Origin of the sequence: Granulicatella sp. HMSC31F03 (assembly GCF_001807725.1) — a bacterium.
GTDB lineage: Bacteria > Bacillota > Bacilli > Lactobacillales > Aerococcaceae > Granulicatella > Granulicatella adiacens.
Window position 1 is genome coordinate 36,152 of sequence record NZ_KV790838.1, and the last position, 5,672, is coordinate 41,823.

Sequence of the window (5,672 nt, forward strand, 5' to 3'; positions counted from 1 at the left end):
TTTTTTAATATTTCTAATTCAACTTCTTTTCTTTGTAATTCTAATTTTAATTGATCGATTTCTGAAAGTTCAGCTATTCCTTTATTATAGGAATATTGTTTCCCCACCTGTTGGTGGAAACGATGAGTTTCTCCATTTTTATACCATCTAAACCATGTTTTTACTTGAGTTTCATTTTTAATGTTTAACTCCTGCATTACTTGTTTTGTAGTATATCCCTGTAATTTCATTTCTACGGCTTTATTCTTTGTATCGACAGAATAGGCCACACGATTTTTAACCATAAAAAGACACCTCCATGCGTATTTGATAATATTGTACCAAATCCAACTTGGAGGTGTTTTTATTTAATTCTCATTTACGGGGGGGAGTGCCGCATTTCAAAGGCTTTTTTCTTTTAATTTTAGCAAAACAACTGAATTTTAACTGATTATATCACTTTAGGAGAGCAATAATAGATATAATGGTAGCAATGATGGAGACTATCGTAGCAACGATAGAACTTATGGTATTTGCCTTTGTGTAATTTATCTCTGTAAGCATATTCAAATAGGAATAATTTTCTTTAATTACATTTCGATAATATGACAAATTTTTATGAAATAAATTTTCTAGTTGAACTTCGTCATTTGATACAAATATAGTCCAAGAATCTTCAAAGTCTTTTTTAAAATTAGAAATATCTATTCTGTTTTCTGACTCCGATAGGCTTTGTATCTTTTTCAAAAGGTTTAAAAAATTTTTATTAAACATTATGTTCTTTCTTCCTGATACATATTTCGAAAAATCTCTTTCAAAAATGTGAAGTTCTCGCTCTCCAAATAATAAGTAATAGAGCTCGTTCCCATATTGCGATATAGACCCTAAAATACTAAATCTAGGAATGAAATTATTTCCTGAGTATAGAACATAATCGCTATCATTAAAACTATTTGAAATATAGTAATTACCTTTCTTATTATATAGACTATAACTAATATCCCCGAAGTATATTTTATCTATATCAACTTTTTCCTTTCGAAAAGCAACTGTTAGATTAATTAATTTGTTCATTTTCCCATTTTCGCTATATAAAAACGTAGTTATGTAATGTTGACATATCAAAGAAGGAAGTTCACTTGTCATCTGATCAATAGCTAGATAATTAAGTTTATCGTCCTTATCATCCAGAATATACCAATTAATGTAATCTTTTTTACTCAAGTTATTGATATTATCAGAAATAAATAATTGAAGATTAGACTCTGTCAATACTTGTTTGAAATGAAATCTATATTGAAAAATAGCATAATAATTATTTACCGTCGCCCAACTTATTTCAATACTGCTGAAAAATTTATCTCCAATTATCTCAATTTCAGCAAAAATTCCGACTCCATGCCTTAAATATTCTAAATGGACATAGTCGTATTTTTTAAATATAGTAGGTTTTTTATAATAATTTTTCACTTTAAATTTCGACTTTGGTAACGAATATAAACGCTTCGTTAATTTATTAACACCCTCATTTGAAAGTGTATCTAAAATAATAAACTCGCCAATTGAGAATTCATCAAAATAGTCTGTCCGTGTCCTCCATTCGGGGTGTTTTTCTTCAATGTACTTTTTATGAAATTCTAATCCTTCCTGCTCATTTCTGTGATAATAAGATTGATATTCTTCTGTTGCAACTATTTTTAAATAATAATCAAAAAACTTCTTAGCTTGTCTATTTATCATACCTACACCTAATTGATACTTTATATCACTATCATATCATTTTTTGAATAAAACTGAATCAATAACCGGAACTATTACTCATTTTATGATTTCAGCCAAATCTATCATAGCTTGTTCAATCTTATGTTTTCTTTTTTGCATAACATGAAGATAGATTTTTATACTTCTCTGCTATCTTCTGAATGTCCCACAAACTCTCGAATAAAGTTTAGGTTCACATTCTTATCAGCCAGGACTGAAACAAAACTATGTCGGAACATATGGGGAACTATGTAAACAGGCCTACCAAAATCAACTATGTTATCAATATCCTTATAGGATTTTCTACTTTTCTTATTATACTTAGCGGACTGACTAGTTCCACCTCTTAAGAACATTAAAATTTCTATATGATACAATGCTCTGCCCTGTTTGTTATTTATAGAAGTAAAATAGGGATTCACTACACGTCACTAGACGGTATAGACCTTGATTCAAAGCGATTTTTGAAATTCTAAATTTCACTACATTGCAATATAAATCAACCGAATCACTACCTTATTAGAAATAAAAATGATGATTAGGATTTTTAAAGGAAGAGGGACCGAACTGCACCCCAAAAGTTAGACAGAAAATCTAACTTTTGGGGTCAGTACAATTTTTCAAAATTTTTATTTTTAATAAAATGTCAACAATGTTAATTTAGTAGATTTTTTAGCCAATCTGCTAAATTTGAATCAGACTTTTCCCATCGGTCTGTCACTTTCTCTGAGGTTTCCCATTTATTTTCTTTTCCGTCAAAAAATTTCCGTCTATTACATTTGACTTTGTATACTTTATCTCCATCTGTTCGGTATTCATTATGATAGTAATTTTGCTTTCCGTTACCTTTCCATTCTTGAGTTTCATAAATTTTTTTCATGATATATCCTCCTTTTTGATAGCGCTTTATTCAATTGGATTTTAACTCTCTCTATAGAGTCTGTCAAGGGGATGTGGAAGGGATTTTAAATATTATTAACGTTAAAAATAATGTTACGACATTTCGTTAGTTAGCAGTGTATTTAATCAGATATAAATAAGATGAGAACGCTAATAAAGTTCTAAAATTTAATAAATCATATGCCATAAAAAATAACATGTATAAATCGAGTGAAGATTGATAGTTGATAATTCCTTAAGAATAAGTGTATGCCGTTTGCTATATTAGTCTTGCTAATCGTATACTAACGATGTACAACCATTAAGGAGGCTTTTTATGTTTTTATCGGAAGAGTTATTACAAGAAATTCATGAGCGTGCACCGCGTTATGACAAAGAAAATGCGTGGCCTGCGCAGGACTATGCAGCGTTAAAAGAGGCGGGATACTTGAAGGCGTTCGTGCCAAAAAGAGTACGGCGGTTTCGGTTTGTCGCTGAAAGAAATCGCGCAAGAACAAACACGTCTTGCGATGGCGGCTCCAGGGACTGCGCTTGGGGTGAACATGCACCAAATTATTGTCGGCCTAGGCAAGCACATGGTTCGTTTTGGTAACAAGAAGGGAGAACAAATCCTTCGCGATGCTGCAGAAGGCAAGTTATTGGCGTTTGGGATTTCTGAACCATCAAACGACCGCGTGTTATTCGGTTCGATTTCTGAGGCTCGTCCGGAAGAGGGCGGCGCGTATCGTTTTTACGGCAAGAAAGTCTTCTTATCAATGGGAAAATATTGCGACAAGTTGGTTTCATTTGGGCAAGATAATACAGGCGAATCACCACTGTCAGTCTTTGCGTATTTAACACCGGACCAAGAAACGTTTATCGTAAAAGACGACTGGGATACAATGGGCATGCGTGCGACGCAATCAAACAGCGTTGAGTTAAAAGGGATTTTCGCAGCAGAAGAGCAAGTCCTCACAAAAGTGGCTCCTGGACCAAGCTTCGATCCAGTGGTATTCGGTATTTTCGCCTACTTCGAGATTCTACTGGCGGCAACATACTTTGGTATCGGAAAACGTGCGCTAGAAATCGGGGTAGAGACAGTGAAGAAACGTCACTCTGTATCCAACGATGCGCCTTATGCCAACGATAAAAACATTCGCTGGAGAATTGCGGAAGCGGCGATTATGCTAGACGGCATTCAACCGCAAATTAACGAATTGAGCGACACGCTTGAAGCAAGTTCTGAATACAGCTTCATCTGGTTGCCTCGTCTATCTTCTATTAAGAACCGTTCTGTAGAAGTATCGAAGAAAGCCGTGGAAGAAATCGTTCGTGCATGTGGTGGTAGTTCATACTTCAACCGTACAGAATTATCTCGCTTATACCGCGACGTGTTGGCAGGCTTGTTCCAACCAAGTGACCAAGAGTCATTGCATGATGCGTGGGCGAATATTCTCTTAGGACCTATTCAATAAATTTATATATAGTAGAAAAGCTCGCTTGCGTCAGTGCAGGCGAGCTTATTTGTGTTTAAACAAGTTCAGAGAGAGTATCCGTATTTGTGAATCCACTGTTATTAAATATCTAATTTTTCGATGATTTCACCATTCTGTTGTTTGGATTGAATTTTTTGAATCAGCTCTTCCCCTAAATACTTGGAGAATGCACTTAGGTCAGGTGCAACTTCAAAGAGAATATGGTGGTTTTCTTCAACTGGGATAAATGAAGACTGATGATTTTTTGGATTTGACCAAAAATTCCAATTCGTATCGGTTCGCTCGTAATAAACATAGTTGTTCTTTTTCGTAACGTAAATTCTTTTATTCGTCAGAGTCCGTTCATCTTGGGATTTAATAATAGTTGAATATAATTTTAATCCCTCGAATTGCTTATATTCTCGAATTTTATCCTTTGAAACGTTAAGTTTAATGACTTCATAATCCATAACCTTACCTCCAAAATAGTCAACTGGATGATATGCTGTTACTTCTATTAAACCACTTTTTAAGAGTGATGTCTATCTCTTTATGATTATGAGACGGGTAGTTAGATTGGCTAAGATGAAATTTTCAGTGTTGAACAACCGAAATGTAACATATAAGTTACGTAACTTTTATGTTACATTTTGCTTTTTTAGAAATACGTCTTTACAAGTTCAAGTTCTGCTTCGTTTAGTTCTCGGTATTCCCCAGGAGCCAGCGATTCAGCTAACACAAACTCTCCAAAGCGAATGCGTTTAAGATACGTCACTTTCACACCAACGCATAGAAACATCTTCTTCACTTGATGGAATTTCCCTTCAGAGATTGTGACGGTCGCACGGCTTAAGCTGCCGCTACTTTCTATTATCGTAAGCGAACTAGTTTTGCATTGATACCCACCGTGGAAAGTGACGCCGCGTTTGAAGGTTTCTATGGCATCCTCGTCTAGCGGGCCGTTCACTTCTACATAATATTCTTTCTCGATATGTTGGTCGGGATTCAGCATTCGGTAGCCCAGCGGACCATTATTCGTCACGAGGAGCAGCCCTTCAGTATCCCCATCAAGTCGTCCGAGCGGGTATAAGCCTTCAACGTTCTCCTTGGCGAAGAGGTCGATAACGGTCGTATGTTTCTTATCGATCGTAGCGGAGATGACGCCTTGAGGTTTATTCAGCATATAGTACTTCTGGCTGTTGTCATGAATCTGAGTACCGTTCACCGTGATAACTTGCAGGCTTGCATCAACATTATTGCTGACGTGAGTGGCCGAAACACCATCGATTAAGACAGCTTCGTTCTTGATGAGTTTCTTCATTTCACGGCGGCTCAGCACCAGATGTTTCATTAATAGATGTTCGAGTCTCATAGGCCCTCCTTGCAGTCGTTTTCTCGATTATACAATTTTTTTCAAAAATCGAGTAGTTATTCGTTGACGTCTCTTTCTTCCTGTGGTAAATTATTAAACGTTGTCGCGCAAGATGTTAAAAAACATCGAATCATATTTCTTGCAAAGAAAATGAACGCGTGATATGATATCAAAGTTGTTGCAAAACAACGATTGACCTTTGAAAA

6 protein-coding genes and 1 pseudogene are annotated in these 5,672 nt (G+C 35.4%); 1 reads left to right on the top strand and 6 read right to left on the bottom strand.

Annotated features, from left to right (window positions below):
* From HMPREF3106_RS09625 to HMPREF3106_RS00725, 4 genes and pseudogenes are all read right to left on the bottom strand, one after another.
* Positions 1–284, bottom strand: a pseudogene (locus tag HMPREF3106_RS09625) (IS3 family transposase); the annotation flags it as partial.
* Positions 285–435: 151 nt separating this feature from the next.
* Complete coding sequence (locus tag HMPREF3106_RS00720) at positions 436–1,719, bottom strand: hypothetical protein (RefSeq protein WP_049554756.1); 1,284 nt, start codon at positions 1,717–1,719, stop codon at positions 436–438.
* Between the two features lie 158 nt (positions 1,720–1,877).
* Positions 1,878–2,096, bottom strand: coding sequence for a tyrosine-type recombinase/integrase (locus HMPREF3106_RS09210; RefSeq protein ID WP_239652317.1), 219 nt, complete (start codon positions 2,094–2,096; stop codon positions 1,878–1,880).
* Between the two features lie 299 nt (positions 2,097–2,395).
* Positions 2,396–2,620, bottom strand: coding sequence for a hypothetical protein (locus HMPREF3106_RS00725; protein ID WP_049554755.1), 225 nt, complete (start codon positions 2,618–2,620; stop codon positions 2,396–2,398).
* A 487-nt stretch (positions 2,621–3,107) separates the two neighbouring features.
* Here HMPREF3106_RS00725 and HMPREF3106_RS00730 point away from each other — a divergent pair, with 487 nt between their 5' ends.
* Positions 3,108–4,094, top strand: a complete 987-nt coding sequence (locus HMPREF3106_RS00730) for an acyl-CoA dehydrogenase family protein (RefSeq protein WP_246827487.1) — start codon at positions 3,108–3,110, stop codon at positions 4,092–4,094.
* A gap of 101 nt (positions 4,095–4,195) precedes the next feature.
* Here HMPREF3106_RS00730 and HMPREF3106_RS00735 read toward each other — a convergent pair whose 3' ends face one another.
* Entirely contained in the window at positions 4,196–4,564 is a 369-nt protein-coding gene (locus HMPREF3106_RS00735; RefSeq protein WP_049554753.1) for an EXLDI protein, read from the bottom strand.
* Positions 4,565–4,752: 188 nt separating this feature from the next.
* Entirely contained in the window at positions 4,753–5,466 is a 714-nt protein-coding gene (locus HMPREF3106_RS00740) for a 16S rRNA pseudouridine(516) synthase (protein ID WP_049554752.1), read from the bottom strand.
* Between the last annotated feature and the right edge of the window lie 206 nt (positions 5,467–5,672).

Excerpts from the sequence above, each read along its gene's own strand:
- HMPREF3106_RS00725 (WP_049554755.1), bottom strand. The coding sequence starts at position 2,620 with ATGAAAAAAATTTATGAAACTCAAGAATGGAAAGGTAACGGAAAGCAA.
- HMPREF3106_RS09210 (WP_239652317.1), bottom strand. The coding sequence starts at position 2,096 with ATGTTCTTAAGAGGTGGAACTAGTCAGTCCGCTAAGTATAATAAGAAA.
- HMPREF3106_RS00740 (WP_049554752.1), bottom strand. The coding sequence starts at position 5,466 with ATGAGACTCGAACATCTATTAATGAAACATCTGGTGCTGAGCCGCCGT.
- HMPREF3106_RS00735 (WP_049554753.1), bottom strand. The coding sequence starts at position 4,564 with ATGGATTATGAAGTCATTAAACTTAACGTTTCAAAGGATAAAATTCGA.
- HMPREF3106_RS00720 (WP_049554756.1), bottom strand. The coding sequence starts at position 1,719 with ATGATAAATAGACAAGCTAAGAAGTTTTTTGATTATTATTTAAAAATA.